At 69.6% G+C, this 18,206-nt stretch carries 18 protein-coding genes and 2 pseudogenes; 11 read left to right on the top strand and 9 right to left on the bottom strand.

From position 1 onward, the window contains the following. Window positions 1-18 precede the first annotated feature (18 nt). Together sigK and MSG_RS03260 are read left to right on the top strand one after the other, a co-directional pair. A complete protein-coding gene (sigK, locus tag MSG_RS03265) occupies window positions 19-597 on the top strand; it encodes an ECF RNA polymerase sigma factor SigK (RefSeq protein WP_096437062.1) in 579 nt (192 codons plus the stop codon). Continuing rightward, window positions 594-1,298 (top strand): anti-sigma factor, encoded by a 705-nt coding sequence (locus MSG_RS03260; RefSeq protein WP_096437060.1) that lies wholly within the window; start codon window positions 594-596, stop codon window positions 1,296-1,298. The genes sigK and MSG_RS03260 overlap by 4 nt, the downstream gene beginning before the upstream one ends. A gap of 14 nt (window positions 1,299-1,312) precedes the next feature. Here MSG_RS03260 and MSG_RS03255 read toward each other — a convergent pair whose 3' ends face one another. The 3 genes from MSG_RS03255 to MSG_RS03245 are packed head-to-tail and all read right to left on the bottom strand — an operon-like array spanning window position 1,313 to window position 4,098. Beyond that, on the bottom strand, window positions 1,313-2,698 hold the full coding sequence (locus MSG_RS03255) for a cytochrome P450 (protein WP_096437058.1): 1,386 nt from the start codon (window positions 2,696-2,698) through the stop codon (window positions 1,313-1,315). Window position 2,699: 1 nt separating this feature from the next. Continuing rightward, a complete protein-coding gene (locus tag MSG_RS03250; RefSeq protein ID WP_096437056.1) occupies window positions 2,700-3,572 on the bottom strand; it encodes a hypothetical protein in 873 nt (290 codons plus the stop codon). Between the two features lie 10 nt (window positions 3,573-3,582). Next, window positions 3,583-4,098: a mycothiol transferase gene (locus MSG_RS03245; protein WP_096437054.1), complete on the bottom strand. Its 516-nt coding sequence runs from the start codon at window positions 4,096-4,098 to the stop codon at window positions 3,583-3,585. Between the two features lie 98 nt (window positions 4,099-4,196). Here MSG_RS03245 and MSG_RS03240 point away from each other — a divergent pair, with 98 nt between their 5' ends. From MSG_RS03240 to MSG_RS03230, 3 genes are read left to right on the top strand one after another with little or no spacing between them, the layout of a single operon-like run. After that, entirely contained in the window at window positions 4,197-5,936 is a 1,740-nt protein-coding gene (locus MSG_RS03240) for an N-acyl-D-amino-acid deacylase family protein (protein WP_096437052.1), read from the top strand. A gap of 38 nt (window positions 5,937-5,974) precedes the next feature. Continuing rightward, a complete protein-coding gene (locus tag MSG_RS03235) occupies window positions 5,975-6,802 on the top strand; it encodes a PPE family protein (RefSeq protein WP_096437050.1) in 828 nt (275 codons plus the stop codon). Between the two features lie 45 nt (window positions 6,803-6,847). Next, the gene (locus MSG_RS03230; RefSeq protein WP_096437048.1) at window positions 6,848-7,243 is read left to right on the top strand and encodes a hypothetical protein; all 396 of its coding nucleotides are present in this window, start codon (window positions 6,848-6,850) and stop codon (window positions 7,241-7,243) included. Between the two features lie 51 nt (window positions 7,244-7,294). Here the strand turns inward: MSG_RS03230 and MSG_RS03225 are convergent, their stop codons facing one another. The 3 genes from MSG_RS03225 to MSG_RS03215 all read right to left on the bottom strand — a co-directional run bounded on the left by MSG_RS03225 (window position 7,295) and on the right by MSG_RS03215 (window position 10,232). Next, window positions 7,295-7,447 carry a heme-binding protein gene (locus tag MSG_RS03225; RefSeq protein WP_232011149.1) on the bottom strand — a complete coding sequence of 51 codons (153 nt, stop codon included), beginning with the start codon at window positions 7,445-7,447 and terminating at the stop codon, window positions 7,295-7,297. Window positions 7,448-7,841: 394 nt separating this feature from the next. Continuing rightward, window positions 7,842-9,467: a chaperonin GroEL gene (groL, locus tag MSG_RS03220; protein WP_096437044.1), complete on the bottom strand. Its 1,626-nt coding sequence runs from the start codon at window positions 9,465-9,467 to the stop codon at window positions 7,842-7,844. Window positions 9,468-9,665: 198 nt separating this feature from the next. After that, window positions 9,666-10,232: a TetR/AcrR family transcriptional regulator gene (locus tag MSG_RS03215; protein WP_096437042.1), complete on the bottom strand. Its 567-nt coding sequence runs from the start codon at window positions 10,230-10,232 to the stop codon at window positions 9,666-9,668. Between the two features lie 103 nt (window positions 10,233-10,335). Here MSG_RS03215 and MSG_RS03210 point away from each other — a divergent pair, with 103 nt between their 5' ends. After that, window positions 10,336-11,250: an SDR family NAD(P)-dependent oxidoreductase gene (locus MSG_RS03210; RefSeq protein WP_096437040.1), complete on the top strand. Its 915-nt coding sequence runs from the start codon at window positions 10,336-10,338 to the stop codon at window positions 11,248-11,250. Here MSG_RS03210 and MSG_RS03205 read toward each other — a convergent pair. Further along, a pseudogene (locus MSG_RS03205) lies at window positions 11,247-11,948 on the bottom strand (M24 family metallopeptidase). The gene MSG_RS03210 and the pseudogene MSG_RS03205 overlap by 4 nt on opposite strands. Before the next feature lie 31 nt (window positions 11,949-11,979). Here MSG_RS03205 and MSG_RS03200 point away from each other — a divergent pair. Next, a complete protein-coding gene (locus MSG_RS03200) occupies window positions 11,980-12,471 on the top strand; it encodes a cupin domain-containing protein (protein ID WP_096444000.1) in 492 nt (163 codons plus the stop codon). On the opposite strand, the pseudogene MSG_RS03195 reads toward MSG_RS03200, so the two are convergent. Beyond that, window positions 12,459-12,860, bottom strand: a pseudogene (locus MSG_RS03195) (TetR/AcrR family transcriptional regulator); the annotation flags it as partial. The gene MSG_RS03200 and the pseudogene MSG_RS03195 overlap by 13 nt on opposite strands. Then, window positions 12,791-13,111, bottom strand: a complete 321-nt coding sequence (locus MSG_RS26070) for a VOC family protein (RefSeq protein WP_408632017.1) — start codon at window positions 13,109-13,111, stop codon at window positions 12,791-12,793. The gene MSG_RS26070 and the pseudogene MSG_RS03195, both read right to left, overlap by 70 nt. Before the next feature lie 63 nt (window positions 13,112-13,174). Here MSG_RS26070 and moeA point away from each other — a divergent pair, with 63 nt between their 5' ends. The 4 genes from moeA to MSG_RS03175 are packed head-to-tail and all read left to right on the top strand — an operon-like array spanning window position 13,175 to window position 18,182. Next, complete coding sequence (moeA, locus tag MSG_RS03190) at window positions 13,175-14,374, top strand: molybdopterin molybdotransferase MoeA (protein ID WP_096437038.1); 1,200 nt, start codon at window positions 13,175-13,177, stop codon at window positions 14,372-14,374. A gap of 24 nt (window positions 14,375-14,398) precedes the next feature. Further along, window positions 14,399-15,121 carry a phosphatidylserine decarboxylase gene (locus MSG_RS03185; protein ID WP_096437036.1) on the top strand — a complete coding sequence of 241 codons (723 nt, stop codon included), beginning with the start codon at window positions 14,399-14,401 and terminating at the stop codon, window positions 15,119-15,121. A 26-nt stretch (window positions 15,122-15,147) separates the two neighbouring features. Next, window positions 15,148-16,020, top strand: a complete 873-nt coding sequence (pssA, locus tag MSG_RS03180) for a CDP-diacylglycerol--serine O-phosphatidyltransferase (protein ID WP_096437034.1) — start codon at window positions 15,148-15,150, stop codon at window positions 16,018-16,020. After that, a complete protein-coding gene (locus tag MSG_RS03175) occupies window positions 16,017-18,182 on the top strand; it encodes an AAA family ATPase (RefSeq protein WP_096437032.1) in 2,166 nt (721 codons plus the stop codon). Before pssA ends, MSG_RS03175 begins: the two co-directional genes overlap by 4 nt. Window positions 18,183-18,206: the final 24 nt, after the last annotated feature.

Here is an 18,206-nt window from a genome sequence, read left to right as displayed (position 1 = left end):
GACGCTAAAGTTGCCACGATGACCGACACGGCGACTACGGCAGGAGACGAGCTCGACGCGTTGCTGCGCCGCGTCGCCGCCGGGGACGCCGCGGCATTCGCCGCCGTCTACGACCTCACCAAGAGCCGGGTGTTCGGGCTGGTGGTGCGGGTGCTGCGGGATGCCGGCTACAGCGAAGAAACCACGCAGGAGGTCTACCTCGAGGTGTGGCGGACGGCGTCGGACTACGACTCCACCAGGGGGTCGGCACTGTCCTGGCTGCTGACCATCGCCCACCGGCGGGCCATCGACCGCGTGCGCGCCGAGCAAGCCGGCACCCGCCGCGAATCGCGTTACGGCGCGGCCAATCTCGTACCCGAGAGCGCGGCGGCGCCCGACCCGGTCGCCGACTCGGCAATCGCCGGTGACGAACGCCGCCGGGTTGCCGAATGCCTCGGTGCGCTGACCGACGCGCAACGCCAGTGCATCGAGCTGGCGTACTACGGCGGTCTGACGTATGCCGAGGTCTCGCAGCGCTTGGCCGCCAACCTGTCGACCATCAAGTCGCGCATTCGCGATGGGCTGCGCGGTCTGCGTAATTGCCTGGAAGTGCCATGACCGATCCGAACGAATTCGAACTTCTCGAACTTGCCGCCCCGTACGCCCTGCACGCGGTGACCGACGCCGAGCGCGCGGACATCGACCGGCGGGTGGCGGCCGCGCCGTCGCCGATCGCGGCGGCCTTCGCCGACGAGGTGCGCGCCGTGCGGGAAACTATGGCGGTGCTGTCGGCGGCGACCAGCGCGGAGCCACCGGCGCAACTGCGCACCACCATCCTGGGGCTAGCGCAGCCCGCCGCGTCCGCGAAGCGCTCAGTGCGTTGGCGCACAACGGTAGTGGTGTCCGTGGCGGCCGCGATCGTGGCGGGCCTGACCGCTCTGGGCGTGCAGGTGCTGCTGCGGCCGTCGGCAGCGCCGTCGCTGGCCCAACAGGTGCTGGCGGCGCCGGATGTGCGGACGGTTTCGGCGCCGCTGGGCACCGGCAACGCGACGGTGATGTTCTCCCACGACCGCAACGCGGGTGTGCTGGTGATGAATGACGTTCCGCCGCCGGCCCCGGGCACCGTCTACCAAATGTGGCTGATCGGGGCCAACGGCCCCAAGTCGGTCGGCACCATGGGCCCCGCGGCCGTGACACCCTCGACGACGGCGATGCTCGCCAACATCGGTTCGTCGACGGCCCTGGCGTTCACCGTCGAGCCCGGTAAGGGCTCGACGCAACCGACCACGGCGATCCTGGCCGAATTGCCGCTGCGCTAGCGGCAACCCGCCGCTCACCGGCGGCGGCGCGGCAGCAGCAGAAAGCCCTGGGGTTTCAGCGTTAGCGACTCGACGATCTGCAGCTCGTAGCCGTCGGTCGGCGTCAGCTCGTAGCGGTACAGGATCAGCCCGAGCGCCAGCACCGCCTCGTGCAGCGCAAACTGTCGACCGATGCAGGCCCGCTTACCGGTGCCGAACGGCTTATAGGCATGCGGTGGACGGCCTTTCGCCTGTCCCGGCGCGAAGCGGTCGGGATCGAACCGGTCGGGCTCCGGCCACACCTGCGGGTCGCGGTGCAGCAGCGGCAGGAAGACCAGCGCCCAGTCGCCCCGATTCATCCGGTACCGCCCGCCGAGCACGGTGTCGGCGCGGGCCGCCCGCAGGTAGCCGGGGGCGGTCGGCCACAGCCGCAGCGCCTCGTCGAGGGCGGCCCGCACGTAGCGTAGTTTGGCGATGTCGGCGAACGCGGGCTCGGGGTCCTCCGCATCGCCCCACAGCGCATCCACCTCCGCCTGGGCCCGCGCCAGCGCCTGCCGATCCCGGGTGAGGTAATACAGCGCGAACGATAGTGCGCCCGAAGTGGTTTCGTGGCCGGCGACCATGAAGGTGATCACCTGGTGGCGGATGTTGACCGGATCCAGCCGGTGGCCGGTGTCGGGGTGCGCGGTGCGCAGCATCAGGCTGAGCAGGTCGGCCGTGCCCGACGCCGGATCGTCCAGGCGCGCCCGGACGACCTCGTCGACGATCCCCTGCATCGTCGCGACATCGGCGCGATGCTGGGCGGCAGAACTCGACAGGATGCGGCGCACCGGGGCCCACGGCAGCACGGCCGAGACGTTGGCGTAGCGCAGCGCCCGGGTCATCGCGACGACGAAGGGGTGCGGCCGGTCGCGCTCGAACGAGGCGAAGCGGTAGCCGAATCCGGCGCGCCCGATGGTCTCCAGCGTCAGCCGGGTCATGTCGGGGGTGACGTCGACCGGTTGGCCGCCGGCAGCGGCGACGTCCCAGCGACCCAGCAGCTCGCGGGCCACCTGCAGCATGATGGCGTGATAACCGCTCATCGCGTCGCGGGTGAAGGCCGGCATCAGGATGTCATGCGCCAACTGCCAATTCGGCTCGTCATTCTCGGCGGTGAACAGGGCATCACCGACGATGCGCCGCAGCGGCGGCAGGTGCAGCCCGACGAATTTGCAAAACCGGCTCTCGTCGCTCAGCTCGCCGACCAGGTCGGCTCCACCCACCGTGACGACCTCGGTCCGTAACACCTTGCGGGCCGTGATCGGCCCGACATCGCGGGTCTGGCGCAGTACCGACTGGACGGGCTTGCCGAGCTTGATGCCCACCACATCCCCGAGGATCGGCACACGGCGAGGCGGGTGAGGGATGGCCGCGACGTCCATGTCACGATCCTCGCTTGCCCCGCGCGACGCTGCCAGCCATCGCGACAAACACGCCGAACACCACGAGCGCCGCCCCGGCGCCCAGGGTGAGGTCGAGCCATTCGCGCAGGCCGGCCCCGGCGTGCGCGACCATGACGTCCGCGACCTGGCGGACGTTTCCGGTGGTGCAGTTGAGCGCGTCGTTGACGTAGGGGGCACCGACTTCGATGCCCACCCAGCCGGCCGCCCCGACCAACAGCGCCGAGACTCCCAGGCTGGTCAGTGCCTTGCCGCGCCGCCGGGCGGCCAGCAGCGTCAGCGCGGCGCAACCGCCGCACCACACCAACGCCACGGTGGTCGCCCGCGAGCCCCAATCGCCGAGCGGGCTCAGCTCCCCCTGCCGCACCGGCTCGGACATCGAGGACAGCGACACCGTCAGCGGAACGGTCAGAGTCGCGGGCACTTGCACGCGATAGCTGGCCAGCAACTGGGCAATCGCGGGGTCTTTGAGCATCGGGGCCAGGTCGACCGTCCACCCGTCGCCGTCCTGCCCGGACCGCGGATCGCTGAACAACCAGCCGTGCGCGGCCCGGTTGGCCTGGGCGAACAACGCCGGGAACGACGGGCCGGAGGTGAACGCCGCCGCGGCGGTGTGCACCTGGCTGCTGTCGGCGGGTACCCGCCCGCCGTTGCGGGCCGCGATGAGTGCCGTTGCCCGAGTGGTCAATTCGGCGGCCATGGCCGACTGCAGCCCCGGATCGTATGCGGCTTGCTCCGCCAACGCGGCGTAGCCGTCGGGGTTCACGATGTTGCGCTGCACCCAGGTCGCGGGCACCACGACGGCCAGCGCGAGGGTGGTGGCCAGCCAGCACAGCAGCGTCGCCGCGAATCGCACGCCCTTGAACCTACTGCGCGATCCCTCGCAGATAGGCGGCCTGCCCGAGGTGTTGCGCGCAGTCGTCGATGATGCTCACCAACCGGGCGCTGGCGGTCACCGGCGGGTCCCAGTTGGTGTCCACGATGCGAGCCAACTCCTCGGCGGTCACACTGGCGACGTACTCCAACGTGAGCTTGTGCACCGCGTGGTAGTAACCGGACAGCAGGTCGGCCGGAGCCCGCACCTTCGCGACCTGTTCGGCGTTGTGGCCGTAGCCGGTGTCGTTGCGCGCCAGGTCCAGGCCGAACCGGTCCACCCAGCCGTCGCGGAACCACACCTGCTCCACCCCGGCCACGTCGGCCAGCTGAATGTCCTGCACCCGCGCGCTGTGCCAGATCAGCCAGGCGATGCTGTTGGCGTCCGGGGCGGGCCGGTAGCTGGAGACCTCGTCGGTCAGGTCCTCGGTCAACGCGTCGACGTGTTCGATCAACCGGGTGAACGCGTCACGCAGTAACTCTTGTGCGGCGGCGTCGGCATGGGGCATATCGACGACACTACGGACTGCCAAGGGCCCCGTGCCGCTCGGCCGAAGTGTTGTTGACCCTGGCACGCCCCCCCCCGCCTCGGTCGTAAGTTATTTAGATGACCTATGACCTCATCATCCGCAATGGCACCATTGTCGACGGTTCGGGGAGTGAGCCGTACGTCGGCGACGTCGCGGTGGGCGACGGCGTCATCGCCGCGGTGGGGGCGAACGGAGATCTACGGGGCGCCACCGCCGAGCGCGAGATCGACGCCACCGGGTTGTTGGTCACGCCGGGTTTCGTCGACCTGCACACCCACTACGACGGGCAGGCCATCTGGGCGGAGCGGTTGACCCCGTCGTCGGCGCACGGGGTGACCACGGTGGTGGTGGGCAACTGCGGCGTCGGGTTCGCGCCGTGCCGCCAGGAAGACCATGACGTCCTCGTCGACGTGATGGCCGGCGTCGAGGACATCCCCGGCGTTGTCATGACCGATGGCCTGCCCTGGACGTGGGAAACCTTCCCCGAGTACCTGGACGCGCTGGAGTCCGGCAAGCGCGACATCGACGTCGCGGCCTACCTGCCGCACTCCCCGCTGCGGGTCTACGTGATGGGTCAGCGCGGTGCCGACCGCGAGCCGGCCACCGCCGAGGACCTCGCCAAGATGCGGGCACTGGCCAAGGAGGCGATCGAGATCGGCGCGCTCGGTTTCGCGTCGTCGCGGTTGACCATCCACAAGACCGAAAGCGGTTCTCCCATACCGAGTTATGACGCTGCCCGCGAGGAGATCGAGGAGATCGCCAAGGGCGTGGTCGACGCCGGCGGCGGCCTGTTGCAATTCGTCCCCGACATTCCGGCCGGCGGCTACCAGCCCGTGCTGCAGACGGTGTTCGACGTCGCCGAGGACCTGGACCTGCCGGTCACCTTCACCCTCGTGGTCGCCAACACCGGCGACCCGACGTGGGAGGACGCCGTCACGATGGTCGAGAAGGCCAACAAAAACGCGGGGGCCGTCCGCGTCACCGCCCAGCTGCTGCCCCGCCCGATCGGGCTGATCATCGGGTTGCAGCTGACCGCCAACCCGTTCGTGCTCTACCCCAGCTATCGCGAGATCGCGCACCTGCCGCTGGCCGAGCGGGTCGCCGAGATGCGCAAGCCCGAGGTCCGCGCCCGCATCCTGGCCGACAAGCCCGGCCATGGGCATCCGATCCTCTACGTCGCGCAGATGTGGGACTGGATCTTCCCGCTCGGCGACAACCCCAACTACGAACCGGACCCCGCCGACAGCATCGGGGCCCGTGCCCGCGCCAAGGGCGTGGAGCCTATGGAGGAGGCCTACGACCGGCTGCTCGACGACGACGGCCGGGCCATGCTGCTGGTCGCCATGAGCAACCTGCAGGACCACTCGCTAGACACCGTCGGCAAACTGCTGCATCGCGAGGACGTGGTGCTCGGCCTGGGCGACGGCGGCGCGCACTACGGCATGATCTGCGACGCCAGCTACTCGACGTACTTCCTGACGCACTGGGCGCGCGACCGCAAGTCGGGACGGTTCACCGTCGCCGAGGCGGTCCGCGAATTGACTTCCGTCCCAGCCCGTGTCGCCGGCCTGGGCGACCGCGGGCGAATCGCCGTCGGCTACAAAGCGGACCTGAACGTCATCGACCACGCGCGGCTGCGGCTACACAAGCCGACCATCAGCCACGACTTGCCCGCCGGCGGTCGTCGGCTGGACCAGACGGCCGACGGCTACGTCGCGACCGTAGTGTCCGGTGAGGTGATCGCCGAAAACGGCGTGCCGACCGCCGCCCGCCCCGGCAAGCTGGTTCGGGGCCGGCAGCTGGCCCCTACGCCATAACGCCGCGCGCGGTGGCCTCGCACGGTTAAGTTATATCGGTGACGAGGCCGCACTACGCGCGGTTGCCTCCAGAAATCAACTCGGCGTTATTGTTCGCCGGTCCTGGGTCCGCGCCCATGCTCGCCGCTGCGGCGGCGTGGTACGGGCTTGCCGAAAATCTGGCGTCGTCGGCCACGACTTTCGTTTCGGTGACGGCCGACCTGGCCAAGAGTTCATGGCAGGGCCCGGCGGCGATCGCGATGATGGAGGTCGCGTCGAAGTACACCAGCTGGCTCAGCGCGGCCGCGGCCCAGGCGGAGGCGACGTCCACCCAGGCGTCGGCAATGGCGGCCGCCTTCGAGAACGCGCAATCGGCCACCGTCCAGCCGGCGGTGGTGTCGGCCAACCGCCAGCTGGTGCAGGTGCTGGCGTCGACCAACTATCTGGGTCAGAACGCCCCGACGATCATGGACATCGAGTCCGCCTACGAGCAGATGTGGGCGTCTGACGTGGCGGCGATGTCCGACTACCACGCCGACGCGTCCGCGGCCGTGGCACACCTGGCGCCCTGGCAGCAGGTCTTGCACACCCTCGGATTCGACTTCAACCATGGCCAACTGACCTCCGGGCTCCCCGGTGCCACCCCACCGACAGGCAATACACCGTTGGCCTTCGGCGGCTTCGCCCCGGCCGATACCGGGGCACTGACCTCCGCGCACGACGTCACGGGCGGGGTCAGCACGGCCAGCGCCGGCTATAGCCTGCTCAACCCGGCGACTCCCGGCACGGGCTTGACCCCGAGCCTCGGCCACCCGGACCTGCTGCACCCGGCGACCTATGTCGGCGGTATGGACGCGGTCGCCCCCAAGCCCGCGGTGCCCAGCTAGCAGCGCCCCCCTGGGGCGGCCGCTGCGGCGCCTATCCTCGAAGCCATGCGCACCCAGAAGAGGGTGGATTTTGCGCGGCTCGCCGCGGCTCTCCCCGACTATCCGTTCGCGTACCTGATCACCGTAGGCGATGACTACCGCGTGCACACCGTGACGGTCGAGCCGCAGCTGCGCGACACCGTTCTGGATATCGGCCTGGTCGGCGGCGGCACCCGAGCCAACCTTGCCCGGCGCGGCGACGTCACCGTGCTGTGGCCCCCGACCGTGCCCGGCGGCTACTCGCTGATCGTCGACGGGCAGGCCGAATTGTCGGAGGTCGAGGGCGAGACGGCCCGCTGCCGCATCGTGCCCACCCGCGCGTTGCTGCACCGCAACGCCGACTCCCCCGCGGCCGCCAAGGGCTGCCTGCACGACTGCGTGGTGTTCTCGCTGCCGGCCTAGCGGCGATCGCAAGCGCGGCGAAGCCGGGCGCCGCGGGTCGCCGCCATCGGCCTAGCGGCGATCGCAAGCGCGGCGAAGCACGTTGTTGGCCTCGGGATGGCCATCCAGATATCCACTCGCCGAGTTCAGCACCCCGCTGGCGCTAGCGGCGACCCCGCTCGCCGAGCAGGAGTCGGGCGTGGCAACCCCGGTTGGCGCGATCATGACGCACAGAGCGCAGGCAGCGATCACTCCGAAAACCTTGCGCCATAACGATTTGCTCATTGCCTGGTCGCTTCGTGGCCAACTGATCAAACGTTGAGTACATCAAGTACCGAAAAACGAGCGCCGAGCGACAGGGACGGTGCGGACCGGCGCAATGGTCGACTTGCCCGCCTCGTAGCGACAATTCGGCGGTGAGCGCATCGGCCGCGCGGTCACGACTTTCGCAGTGCAGCCAGGGCGGAAAAATCGCCGCCGAAATGCCGCCCTACGCGCACCCGCTCCGCCGAATGTTCACACGCGAGGCCCAGGCCGCACACTCGCCGCCCAGGCTAGACGGACCCGAAGCACGAAAAAGCCCGGCCCCCAAGGGGAACCGGGCTTTTTCGTCGACGTTCTAGAAGTCCATACCGCCCATGCCACCGGTCGGGTCGCCGACGGGAGCGGCGGCCTTCTCCGGCTTGTCGGCAACGACGGCCTCGGTCGTCAGGAACAGGCCCGCAATGGACGCCGCGTTCTGCAGCGCCGAACGGGTCACCTTGACCGGGTCGGCAACGCCGGCCTTGAGCAGGTCCTCGTACTCGTTGGTGGCGGCGTTCAGACCGGTACCCGCGGGCGAGTTCTGGACCTTCTCGGCGACCACGCCGGGCTCCAGCCCGGAGTTGAAGGCGATCTGCTTCAGCGGAGCCGACAGCGCCACGCGGACGATGTTGGCGCCGGTCGCCTCGTCACCCGACAGCTTCAGCTTGTCCAGCGACGGGGCCGCCTGCAGCAGGGCCACGCCACCACCGGCGACGATGCCCTCCTCGACGGCGGCCTTGGCGTTGCGCACCGCGTCCTCGATGCGGTGCTTGCGCTCCTTGAGCTCCACCTCGGTGGCGGCGCCGGCCTTGATCACCGCAACACCGCCGGCCAGTTTGGCCAGACGCTCCTGCAGCTTCTCGCGGTCGTAGTCGGAGTCGCTGTTCTCGATCTCGGCGCGGATCTGGGCCACCCGGCCGGCGATGGCGTCGGTGTCACCGGCGCCCTCGACGACGGTGGTCTCGTCCTTGGTGATCACGACCTTGCGGGCCTTGCCCAGCAGCGAAAGGTCGGTGTTCTCCAACGACAGGCCGACCTCTTCGCTGATCACCTGGCCGCCGGTCAGGATGGCGATGTCCTGCAAGATCGCCTTGCGACGGTCACCGAAACCGGGGGCCTTGACCGCCACCGACTTGAACGTGCCGCGGATCTTGTTGACGACCAGGGTGCTCAGCGCCTCGCCCTCGACGTCCTCGGCGATGATCAGCAGCGGCTTGCCGGACTGGATGACCTTCTCCAGCAGGGGCAGCAGATCCTTGACGGTCGACACCTTGGAGCTGACCAGCAGGATGTAGGGGTCCTCGAGGACCGCTTCCTGACGCTCGGGGTCGGTGACGAAGTAGCCCGAGATGTAGCCCTTGTCGAACCGCATGCCCTCGGTGAGCTCGAGCTGCAGGCCGAAGGTGTTGGACTCCTCGACAGTGATGACGCCCTCGTTGCCGACCTTGTCCAAGGCCTCGGCGATCAGATCGCCGATCGACTGGTCGCCCGCGGAGATACCCGCGGTGGCCGCGATCTGCTCCTTGGTCTCGACGTCCTTGGCCGACTTGAGCAGCGTCTCGGTGACGCTCTCGACAGCCTTCTCGATGCCGCGCTTGAGGGCCAACGGGTTGGCGCCGGCCGCCACGTTGCGCAGGCCCTCTTTGACGAGTGCCTGAGCGAGCACGGTGGCCGTCGTCGTGCCGTCACCGGCAACGTCGTCGGTCTTCTTGGCGACTTCCTTGACCAGCTCGGCGCCGATCTTCTCGTAGGGGTCCTCCAGCTCGATCTCCTTGGCGATGGACACACCATCGTTGGTGATCGTGGGAGCGCCCCACTTCTTCTCCAGGACGACGTTGCGACCCTTGGGCCCCAACGTCACCTTTACCGCGTCGGCAAGGGCATTGAGCCCCCGCTCGAGGCCGCGCCGGGCCTCTTCGTCGTACGCAATTGTCTTGGCCATTGCGAAGTGATTCCTCCGGATTGGGAATGAAATTGGGGTCGCCGGGTGGCGACAACCCAATTACTTACGCTGGCCGGGCGCAGTGCCCGCGACGGACGACCAGAGCTGGCCTCACCGTCCCGACCTAGCACTCGCCAGTCGCGAGTGCCAACGTCATTCTTAGCACTCGCCTATGCCGAGTGCAAGAACGGGCAGCCGCTATCGCCCAGCGCGTAAACCGTCGACGACGACATCGGTTACCCGTTCAGCCAGCGCCGAGTCGTACGCCTCCATCGCCTGGCATCCGACCAGGAGCGATTTCACTTCGCGCACCCCGATGTCGCGCCGCGCGGCTCCCGCCTGCTGCGCCGCGCTCAGCAGCTCACCGAGCATCGCCAGGAACGCCTCCTCGGCCTCCGGCGCCACGGTCTCGATGTTGATACCGAGCCCGGCCAGCGCGTCGACCAGGCCGCGGTCCCGCGCACCCCACTTCAACACCAGCGAGCGCAGGTACGTGAAGAGCGCCTCACCGGGTTCGCCGGACCGCAGCAGCGCGTAGCCATCGTCGACCAGATGCCGCATTCGGTCGTCGATGACAGCCGCGAACAGGGCCTCCTTGGTCGGGAAGTGCCGGTAGACGGTTCCGGCGCCGACGCCGGCGCGCCGGGCGATCTCGTCGATGGGTACGGCCAAGCCCTCGGCCGCGAAGGTTTCGTAGGCGACGTCCAAGACGCGCGCGCGGTTGCGCACCGCATCGGCGCGCAACGGCCGGACGGGTTCCGCCATGTCACCTACATTTCCATTGACAAACCGGGGCGTACGTTCCGTATAGTGGGCAATCAATCGGAGCGTTCGCCCCGTTTACTCTACAAGCTGAGGAGCTTCCCCCATGGCCAAGTGGACCACCGCGGACATCCCCGATCAGACGGGCCGCGTCGCCGTCGTCACCGGCGCCAACACCGGCCTCGGCTACGAGACGGCCCTGACCCTCGCCGAGCACGGCGCCCATGTCGTGCTGGCGGTGCGCAATCTCGACAAGGGCAAGGACGCCGTCGCGCGCATCACCGCCACCAGCCCGCAGGCCGACGTCGCGCTGGCCGAACTCGACCTGACGTCGCTGCAGTCAGTCCGCGCCGCGGCCGAGCAGCTGCGCTCCAACTACGACCGCATCGACCTGCTGATCAACAACGCCGGCGTGATGTACACGCCGAAGTTGACCACCAAGGACGGCTTCGAGCTGCAGTTCGGCACCAACCACCTGGGCCACTTCGCCCTGACCGGCCTGCTGCTGGACCGGCTGCTGCCGGTCGCCGGCTCGCGGGTCGTCACGATCAGCAGCATCGGTCACCGCATCCTGGCCGACATCCACTTCGACGACCTGCAGTGGGAACGTCGTTACAACCGGGTCGCCGCCTACGGCCAGGCCAAGCTGGCCAACCTGTTGTTCACCTACGAACTGCAGCGCCGGCTTGCCCCGCACGGCACGACGATCGCCGTGGCGGCGCACCCCGGCGGGTCGAACACCGAGCTGGGCCGCTACACACCCGCGACGTTCCGGCCGTTCGTCGACGTGTTCTTCAACGTCATCGCGCAAGACGCGGCCGCCGGCGCGCTGCCGCAGTTGCGTGCCGCCACCGACCCCGGCGTGCTGGGCGGCCAGTACTACGGGCCCGATGGCCTCGGCGAGACACGCGGCTATCCCAAGGTCGTCAGCTCCAGCGCCAAGTCGCACGACGCCGAGCGGCAGCGCCGGCTGTGGGCGGTCTCCGAGGAACTGACCGGGGTCGTCTACGGCATCGACTAACCCGACGGTGGCACGTCGAGCAGCTGCTCGTAGAACCCGCCGAACGCGCGCGGGCGGTCGACCAGATGGACCTCGAGAATCTAGTGACATGGCCGCCCGCGTCCGTCGTTGCGCCGCATGGGTTTATCCGAGCCGGGCGTGATGTACCACTGGGCGCCGTCGCCGATGATCTTCTTGTGCGGGAATTCCCCGACGAGATGTCCGGCGATCGGACTGCCCCACTCGAATCCCTCGGCGCGGCTCAGACCGACGACGTGGTCGTACAACTCGGCTCCGGTGATGTCGGGGTGCTTGCGGAAATAGTCGCGGCCGGCCTGCCAAACTCGCGGAAGCGCTTCACGCACAGCCACTTTTGCCGGGTCATCGCCCAGCACGAAGGTGCGCCCGAAATCCGCCTCCCACTCGTCGAAAATCGGCCCGAGGTCCAGGAAGGCGATGTCGTCGGCGGCGATCACCCGGTCCGGCGGATGCTCCTTGAACGGCAGCAACGTGTTCTCGCCGGCGCGCACGATCCGCCGGTGCCAGTGCCGCGTCACGCCGAACATCTCGGCGGCCAGGTCGCGGACCTCGTCGGACAACGCCTTCTCGCCCACGCCGGGCCGGATCATCGCGCGTCGCTCGATCTCGTCGAACAGTTCCGCCGCCTTGCTTTCGGCGTCGAGAAGCCGCCGCACGCGCGCGTCTTCGGCAGACTCCACCCCGCCGATGCTAACTGGCAGAGTGGAAACCATGTCGCTCGTCGTGCCGCCATATCCGCCGCCCCGCTACACCGCCGCCGAGCCGGAGGTCAGCGCGCGGCTCAGACGGGCCGACCAGCCACCCGACTACGCGACGTCCGGGGTCACCTACCACTACCTGGCCGACCAGCAGCACACCGACGGCGATTACGGCCTGTACCGGGTCGACATCGCCCCCGCCGGCGGCGGGCCGCCGGCGCACTACCACCGCGCCATATCCGAGGCCTTCTTCGTGCTGTCCGGAAACATGCAGCTTTACGACGGGACCCAGTGGGCCGACGCCCGGGAGGGCGACTTCCTCTACGTGCCGCCTGGCGGGATCCACGGCTTCCGCAACGAGGCCGGCGAGCCGGCGTCGATCCTGATCCTGTTCGCGCCCGGCGCGCCGCGCGAGGCTTACTTCGAGGGCTTGGGCGCGCTGGCCGACATGACCGATGACGAGCGGCAAGAGTGGTTCGTCCGCCACGACAACTACTGGATCTGAGCGCTCAGGTCCCCGTTGACGTAGCGCTGCAGATTGGGAGCGACCGCGGCGACCGCCTCGTCGTCCGTCATCGACGCGACGGGCTCGATCTGCCAGACGTAGCGCATCAGCGCGAAGCCCATCATCTGTGACGACACCAGCCCGCTGCGGATCAGCCGATCCCGTTCGTCGGAGCCCAGCTGCGACACCCCCATCAAGCTGCCCTCGACCACCCGCCGCAGCTTTTCGCGGATGGCCGGTTCGTGTGCGGCGGTCTGCAGGATGGCGCGCAGGGTCGGCCCGACCTCGTCGTCGGCCCAGCTTGCCAGCAAAAACCTGATCAGCGCGGCGCCCAGCCGATCGATCGGCGTGGTCCAGGTCTCGGCGATGTTTTCCAGCCATTTCTGCGGACGTCGTCGGCGCCGTCGACGTTGAGGTACTCGATCACCTCGAGAACGCGATCGCCGCCGTCCGGAAATCCGACGATGGCCGCCGTCATCGTCGGGTCGGACACCAGCTCACCCATGTCGTTGCGAATGGCATTACCGGCCATGACATACGGCGGCGACAGCACACGCAGGCCTAATACGTCACGATAGAACGCCACCGCGCCTTCACAATCCGGTACGCACACCCCGGTGTGGGCAATCCCGGTAATCACATTCTCAACTCTACGTCGGGCGGCGTCGATCCGGGACCGTGAGTCCGGGCCGATAATGGCCGGGTGCGGTCTGTTGACGAACACCAGCGCGTCGTAGCCGAGATGATCCGTGCCCGCTCGGCGGTCACGGTGACGCTGCCCGAGGCCCAGGGGCTGGTGCTCGCCGACGACGTGGTCGCGCAGCTGGCGCTGCCGGTCTTCGACAACTCGGCGATGGATGGCTACGCGGTGCGCGCCGAGGACGTCGCCGATGCCACGCCCGACCACCCGGTCGTGTTGCCCGTCGCCGAGGACATCCCGGCCGGGCGCACCGACCTGCTGGCGCTGGACCCGGGGACCGCGCACCGGATCATGACCGGCGCGCCGCTGCCCGCCGGGGCCACGGCCATCGTGCCAGTCGAAAACACCGACGGCGGTGCGGGTTCGGTGACGATCCGGCAGAGCTCGCCGGCCGGCAAGCACATTCGGCTCGCCGGCGACGACGTGGCGCCCGGGACCACCGTGCTGCGTGCTGGCCAGGTGGTAACACCGGCGATCCTCGGCCTGGCCGCGGCGCTGGGACTGGCCGGGCTGTCGGTGATCCCGCGGCAGCGGGTGCTGGTGATCTCGACCGGCACCGAGCTGGTGACGCCGGGCACGCCGCTGCAGCCGGGGCAGATCTACGAGTCCAACTCGGTGATGCTGGCCGGCGCCGTTCGCGAGGCGGGTGCCGCGGTGGTCGCGGTCGCGACGGCCGAGGACGACGTCGCGCAGTTCGGCGCGATCGTCGACCGGTACGCCGCCGGCTGCGACGTGATCATCACCAGCGGCGGCGTCAGCGCCGGAGCCTACGAGGTGGTCAAGGACGCGTTCGGCAGGGCGGGCGATCAAGGCGTGGAGTTCGTCAAGGTGGCGATGCAACCGGGCATGCCGCAAGGGGTCGGCCGGGTGGCCGGCGCGACGATAGTCACCCTACCCGGAAACCCGGTCAGCTCCCTGGTGTCCTTCGAGGTGTTCCTGCGTCCCGCGCTGCGCCGCGCGATGGGCCTGCCGGACCCCGAGCGCCCGCGGCGGACCGCGACCCTGTCGGAGTCGCTGACCTCGCCGCGCGGCAAGCGCCAGTTCCGCCGCGCGATCCTCGACGACGGCAGCGTCACCAGCTACGGTCCCCCGGCGTCGCACCATTTGCGCTGGCTCGCTTCGGCGAACGCACTGCTGGAGATCCCCGAAGACGTCGTCGAGGTGGCCGCCGGCACCGAGCTGCCGGTCTGGGATCTGCGCTAGGCCCGCTCTTCGTAAGATGACCGGGTGGCACGACGCCCCCGCACGATCGGCCCCACCGCCGAGGACCCCTCCTTCGACCTCCAGCACGTCGTGGAGCTGGTACGCGCGAGCGTGCCGCCCGTTCATCCCGCCGGCACGCCGTTCATCTCCGCCGGCCTGGCCGTCGCGCTGGCCGGGCGCAACCATCGCTGGTTGCGCCGGACGGGCCTGCTCACCGCGGGCGCCTGCGCGGCGTTCTTCCGGCATCCCCCGCGGGTGCCGCCCACCCGGCCCGGGGCGGTCGTCGCCCCGGCCGACGGCGTGATCTGCGTGATCGACGCCGCGGCCCCGCCCGCGGAACTCGGCATGGGCGAACAACCCCGCCCGCGGGTCAGCATCTTCCTGTCGATCCTGGACGCGCACGTGCAGCGCGCCCCCGTCAGCGGCGAAGTGATCGCCGTCGAGCACCGGGCGGGCCGGTTCGGTTCGGCCGATCTTCCGGCGGCGAGCAACGAAAACGAGCGCACCAGCCTGCGCATCCGGACCTCCGGCGGCGGCGAGGTGGTCGCCGTGCAGATCGCCGGCCTGGTGGCCCGGCGCATCGTGTGCGACGCGCGCGTCGGCGACAAGCTGTCGATCGGCGACACCTACGGCCTGATCCGGTTCGGCTCGCGGCTGGACACCTACCTGCCGCCGGGCACCGAACCGGTCGTGCGGGTGGGCCAGCGCGCCGTCGGCGGCGAGACGTTATTGGCCGACCTGTCGTGAGCAGCAGGCTGCGCAGCAGACGACCGATGAACCTGCAGATCCTGCCCAGCGCGATGACGGTGCTGTCCATCTGCGCGGGGCTGACGTCGATCAAATTCGCGCTCGAGCATCAACCGAAGGCCGCCATGGCACTGATCGCCGCGGCCGCGATCCTGGACGGACTGGACGGCCGGGTAGCCCGCATCCTGGACGCCCAGTCGCGCATCGGCGCCGAGATCGACTCGCTGGCCGACGCGGTGAACTTCGGCGTGACGCCCGCGATCGTGCTCTACGTGACGCTGTTCGCCACGTCGCCGGCTGGCTGGGTGGTGGTGCTGCTCTACGCGGTCTGCGTGGTGCTGCGGCTCGCGCGGTTCAACGCGCTGCAGGACGACGGCAGTCAGCCCGCGTGGACGCACGAATTCTTCGCCGGGATGCCCGCGCCGGCGGGCGCGGTCTCGATGATCGGCCTGATCGGGCTCAAACTGCAGTTCGGCAATGGCTGGTGGACCTCGCCGGTGTTCCTGTGCATCTGGATCACCGGGACGTCGATGCTGATGATCAGCAAGATCCCGATGCGCAAGATGCACGCCGCCGCCGTGCCGCCGACCTGGGCCGCGCCGCTGCTGGCGATCCTCGCGATCTGTGCCGCCGCAGCAGTGTTGGCGCCCTACGTGTTGATCTGGGTGATTATCATCGCCTACCTCTGCCACATCCCGTTCGCGATTCGCAACCAGCGCTGGCTGGCCGCGCACCCCGAGGTGTGGGATGAAAAACCGGAGCAGCGGCGCGCCGTGCGGCGCGCGAACCGCCGCGAGCAGCCACACCGCCGGCCGATACCGCGGCTGGGACTGGGCAAACCGCGCGGACGATCGATGACCCGCCTGGGGCTGCGTAAGCCGGGCGGACGCGTTCCATGACCCAACGGCTCACCCTGACGGCGCGGCTGAACACCTCGGCCGTCGACTCCCGTCGCTGTGTCGTCCGGCTGCACCCGAATGCCGTTGCAGCACTGGGTATCCGGGAGTGGGATGCGGTGTCGCTGACCGGGTCGCGGACCACGGCGGCCGTCGCGGGCCTGGCCGACCCGGCCTCGCCGGTGACCACGGTCCTGCTCGATGACGTGACGCTGTCCAACGCGGGGCTACGCGAGGGCAGCGCGGTGATCGTCAGCACCGTCACTGTCTACGGCGCGCGGTCGGTGACCCTGAGCGGCTCGTCGCTGACCAGTCAGTCGATCTCGGCGGCCACCCTGCGCCAGGCGTTGCTCGGCAAGGTGATGACCATCGGCGACGCGGTGTCGCTGCTGCCCCGCGATCTGGGCCCGGGCACCTCGACGTCGGCCGCCACCCGGGCACTGGCCACGGCGGTCGGCATCAGCTGGACATCGGAGCTGCTGACCGTGACCGGCGTCGACCCCGAGGGACCGGTCAGCGTGCAGCCGAACTCCCAAGTCGGTTGGGGCGCCGGCGTTCCCGTGACCGTCGCGACCGCGGCTCCCAGTCGGGAACCGTTCGAGATCACCAGCCCGGACATCCTGGTCGAGGAGCTCAAGGGCTCGCAGCCGCAGGCCGCCAAGCTCAGCGAATGGCTCAAGCTCGCCCTCGACGAGCGGCATCTACTCAAGGCGTTGGGCGCCGCCACCAACCTCGGTGTGCTGGTGTCGGGCCCGGCCGGCGTGGGCAAGGTGACGATGGTGCGCGCGGTGTGCGACGGACGCAAGCTGGTGCAACTGGACGGCCCGGAGGCGGGCGCACTGGGTGCGGAAGACCGGCTCAAAGCGGTGGCCTCGGCGGCGCAGCGGGTCCGCGAGGGCGGCGGCGTGCTGCTGATCACCGATGTCGACGCCCTGCTGCCCGCCGCCGCCGAGCCGGTGGCCGCACTGATCCTGGGTGAGTTGCGCGGCGCGGTGGCCACCGAGGGCGTCGCCTTGATCGCCACCTCCGCCCTGCCCGACCAGCTCGACGCCCGGCTGCGCGCCCCCGACCTGTGCGACCGAGAGCTGACGCTGCCGCTGCCCGACGCCGCGACCCGCAAGGCACTGCTGGAGGCGCTGCTCAAGCCGGTGCCGACCGGCGATCTCGACATCGCCGAAATTGCCAGCCGTACACCGGGTTTCGTCGTTGCCGACCTGGCCGCACTGGTCCGCGAGGCGGCACTGCGGGCGGCGTCTCGGGCCAGCGCCGACGGCGAGCCGCCGAAGTTGAACCAGGACGATCTCGCCGGCGCGTTGACCGTCATCCGGCCGCTGTCCCGCTCGGCCAGCGAGGAGCTGACCGTCGGGAACGTGACCCTCGGCGATGTCGGGGACATGGCCGAGGCCAAACAGGCGCTGACCGAGGCGGTGCTGTGGCCGTTGCAGCACCCCGACACGTTCGCGCGGTTGGGTATCGACCCGCCGCGCGGCGTGCTGCTCTACGGACCGCCCGGCTGCGGCAAGACCTTCATCGTCCGCGCCCTGGCCAGCACCGGGCAGCTCAGCGTCCACGCCGTCAAAGGCTCCGAGCTGATGGACAAATGGGTGGGAGCCTCGGAGAAGGCGGTCCGCGAATTGTTCCGGCGGGCCCGTGATTCGGCGCCCTCGCTGGTGTTCCTCGACGAGGTGGACGCACTGGCGCCCCGGCGCGGGCAGAGCTTCGACTCCGGCGTAACCGATCGGGTGGTGGCCGCGCTGCTCACCGAGCTCGACGGCATCAACCCGCTGCGCGACGTCGTGGTGTTGGGCGCCACCAACCGGCCCGATCTGATCGATCCCGCGCTGTTGCGCCCGGGCCGGCTGGAGCGGCTAGTGTTCGTCGAGCCGCCCGATGCCGCCGCCCGCCGCGAAATCCTGCGCACCGCAGGCAAGAACATCCCGCTGGCCGCCGACGTCGACTTGGACGACATCGCCGCCACACTCGACGGCTACAGCGCGGCCGACTGCGTGGCACTGCTGCGCGAGGCCGCACTGACCGCGATGCGCCGCTCCATCGACGCCGCCGACGTGACGGCCGCCGATCTGGACGCGGCCCGCAAAACCGTGCGTCCCTCGCTGGATCCCGCCCAGGTCGAGTCGCTACGCGCGTTTGCCAAAGCTGTCTGACATCGCCCGCACCGCCCGACTTGC

Origin of the sequence: Mycobacterium shigaense (assembly GCF_002356315.1) — a bacterium.
GTDB lineage: Bacteria > Actinomycetota > Actinomycetes > Mycobacteriales > Mycobacteriaceae > Mycobacterium > Mycobacterium shigaense.
Note: the sequence above shows the minus strand (reverse complement) of the source record. Positions and strands in the feature narration are given on the sequence as shown.

Excerpts from the sequence above, each read along its gene's own strand:
- MSG_RS03245 (WP_096437054.1), bottom strand. The coding sequence starts at position 4,098 with ATGCCCCATGCCGACGCCGCCGCACAAGAGTTACTGCGTGACGCGTTC.
- groL (WP_096437044.1), bottom strand. The coding sequence starts at position 9,467 with ATGGCCAAGACAATTGCGTACGACGAAGAGGCCCGGCGCGGCCTCGAG.
- MSG_RS03215 (WP_096437042.1), bottom strand. The coding sequence starts at position 10,232 with ATGGCGGAACCCGTCCGGCCGTTGCGCGCCGATGCGGTGCGCAACCGC.
- MSG_RS03260 (WP_096437060.1), top strand. The coding sequence starts at position 594 with ATGACCGATCCGAACGAATTCGAACTTCTCGAACTTGCCGCCCCGTAC.
- MSG_RS03200 (WP_096444000.1), top strand. The coding sequence starts at position 11,980 with ATGTCGCTCGTCGTGCCGCCATATCCGCCGCCCCGCTACACCGCCGCC.
- MSG_RS03230 (WP_096437048.1), top strand. The coding sequence starts at position 6,848 with ATGCGCACCCAGAAGAGGGTGGATTTTGCGCGGCTCGCCGCGGCTCTC.
- MSG_RS03255 (WP_096437058.1), bottom strand. The coding sequence starts at position 2,698 with ATGGACGTCGCGGCCATCCCTCACCCGCCTCGCCGTGTGCCGATCCTC.
- pssA (WP_096437034.1), top strand. The coding sequence starts at position 15,148 with ATGAACCTGCAGATCCTGCCCAGCGCGATGACGGTGCTGTCCATCTGC.
- MSG_RS03210 (WP_096437040.1), top strand. The coding sequence starts at position 10,336 with ATGGCCAAGTGGACCACCGCGGACATCCCCGATCAGACGGGCCGCGTC.
- sigK (WP_096437062.1), top strand. The coding sequence starts at position 19 with ATGACCGACACGGCGACTACGGCAGGAGACGAGCTCGACGCGTTGCTG.
- MSG_RS03175 (WP_096437032.1), top strand. The coding sequence starts at position 16,017 with ATGACCCAACGGCTCACCCTGACGGCGCGGCTGAACACCTCGGCCGTC.
- MSG_RS03225 (WP_232011149.1), bottom strand. The coding sequence starts at position 7,447 with ATGATCGCGCCAACCGGGGTTGCCACGCCCGACTCCTGCTCGGCGAGC.
- MSG_RS03240 (WP_096437052.1), top strand. The coding sequence starts at position 4,197 with ATGACCTATGACCTCATCATCCGCAATGGCACCATTGTCGACGGTTCG.